At 71.0% G+C, this 1,561-nt stretch carries 2 protein-coding genes; one reads left to right on the plus strand and one right to left on the minus strand.

The window, feature by feature from the left end; translation table 11 throughout:
* A partial coding sequence (locus tag ABZS77_RS30025; RefSeq protein WP_354829694.1) for a DUF2071 domain-containing protein occupies positions 1 to 222 on the plus strand: 222 nt, incomplete at its 5' end.
* Between the two features lie 20 nt (positions 223 to 242).
* On the opposite strand, the gene ABZS77_RS30030 is transcribed toward ABZS77_RS30025, so the two are convergent.
* Positions 243 to 1,289, minus strand: a complete 1,047-nt coding sequence (locus tag ABZS77_RS30030) for an IS110 family transposase (RefSeq protein ID WP_354829696.1) — start codon at positions 1,287 to 1,289, stop codon at positions 243 to 245.
* Positions 1,290 to 1,561: the final 272 nt, after the last annotated feature.

Below are 1,561 nucleotides of genomic sequence, written 5' to 3' on the forward strand. Positions count from 1 at the left end.
TTCCTCACCGCCCGCTGGGGCCTGCACACCCGGGCGTACGGGCGCACCCTGCACCTGCCGAACTGGCATCCCCGATGGCCGTTGCACCGGGCCGAACTGCTGCACCTGGACGACGAGCTGGTCACCGCCGCCGGGTTGCCGCCACCGCCCGGGCCGCCGGTGAGCGTGCTGTACTCCCCCGGCATCCCGGTCGTGTTCGGCGGCCCCGCGCGACTGGGCTGAGGCGACGCTCCTATGCCGCGTCAAGTGGCCTGGGTTGGGTTTTCCAGGCGTCGGTAGAGCTCTCGGGCGATGTAGCGCTTGAGGCAGCGTTTGATTTCGCGGTCGGTTTTGCCTTGGGTGCGGCGGCGGTCGGCGTAGGCGCGGGTGCGTTGGTCGTGTTGTAGGCGGGTCAGGACGATGGTGTGCAGGGCGCGGTTGAGTTGGCGGTCTCCTGAGCGGTTGAGTCGGTAGCGGATGGTCTTGCCGGATGAGGCGGGGATCGGGGCGGCGCCGGCGAGCATGGCGAACGCGGCGTCGTTGCGGCAGCGTCCCGGGTGTGACCAGGCGGTGAGCACGGTGGCCGCGACGATCGGTCCCACGCCGGTGAGGTGGAGCAGGTCCGGTCGCCAGGAGCGGACGATCGCGCGGATCGCCTTCTCGTGCTCGACGGCTTCGGCCTCGAGGAAGCGGACGCGGCGGGCGAGGTCCCGCAACACGGTCAGACTGGTGAACACCTCGACGTCGGCGCTGGTGGGGCGCAGTCGGGTGGCGGTGGTGAGCATGGCCCGGGTGCTCTGGCCGCGGAACCGGGCCCGCACCACCTCGGGGGAGGTGATCACCATGGCGTGTAGCTGCCGTTGGGCGGTGGCGCTGGCTTCCACGGCGGCGCGGCGGGCGGTCAGGCGCATCTGCAGTGCTGCCCGCTCGGGCCCGGTCTTGGGCTGCGCCAGCCGGGTGCGGGCGAGTGCGTCGCGGGCAGCCCGTTCGGCGTCGATCGGGTCGGACTTCGCCCCGGCACGGCGCGCCGGTCGCACCGGCCGGTCCAGTTCCACGATCAGCTCACCGGCGTCGGCCAGGTGCCGGGCCAGGCCGGCTCCGTAGCCGCCGGAGCCCTCCAGCGCCCAGGCCCGCAGCCCTGAGTGCTGCTCGGCCAGAGCCACCAACTCGGCATAGCCGTCCGGGTCGGTGTTCACCGTGGCCCTGGCGAGGACCCCTCCAGTGCGGGTGTCGAGGACTGCGGCGGTGTGCGTGTCTTTGTGCGTGTCGACGCCGATGACGACCTCGACCAGTTCTGTCAGCATGGACATGCGTTCTCTCCTCACCGTGGGGACGCACGGGTCCGGTCCGGTGCGGAGATGGCAGGACTGTGATGAGACACGCCAGCCGCTAACTGGCGGTCAAGCTCCTGATCAGGCCAAACGTCTCCCGCCGGGCCGGCGCCGGCAGCAGCAGGCGGACAAGTCGCGTCAAAGGCACGAGGCCAGTCAGAGCAAGAGTCACGCCCACTGCTGCCGACCATCAGCCCATCACCTGCGGACCGACCAAGCCAGCCTCACAGTCAGTCGAGGGTGATCGGCCC

It is taken from the genome of Micromonospora sp. NPDC005298, assembly GCF_040607375.1.
Classification (GTDB): domain Bacteria; phylum Actinomycetota; class Actinomycetes; order Mycobacteriales; family Micromonosporaceae; genus Micromonospora.

Coding starts and splice junctions, on each gene's coding strand:
- ABZS77_RS30030 (WP_354829696.1), bottom strand. CDS start 1,289: ATGTCCATGCTGACAGAACTGGTCGAGGTCGTCATCGGCGTCGACACG.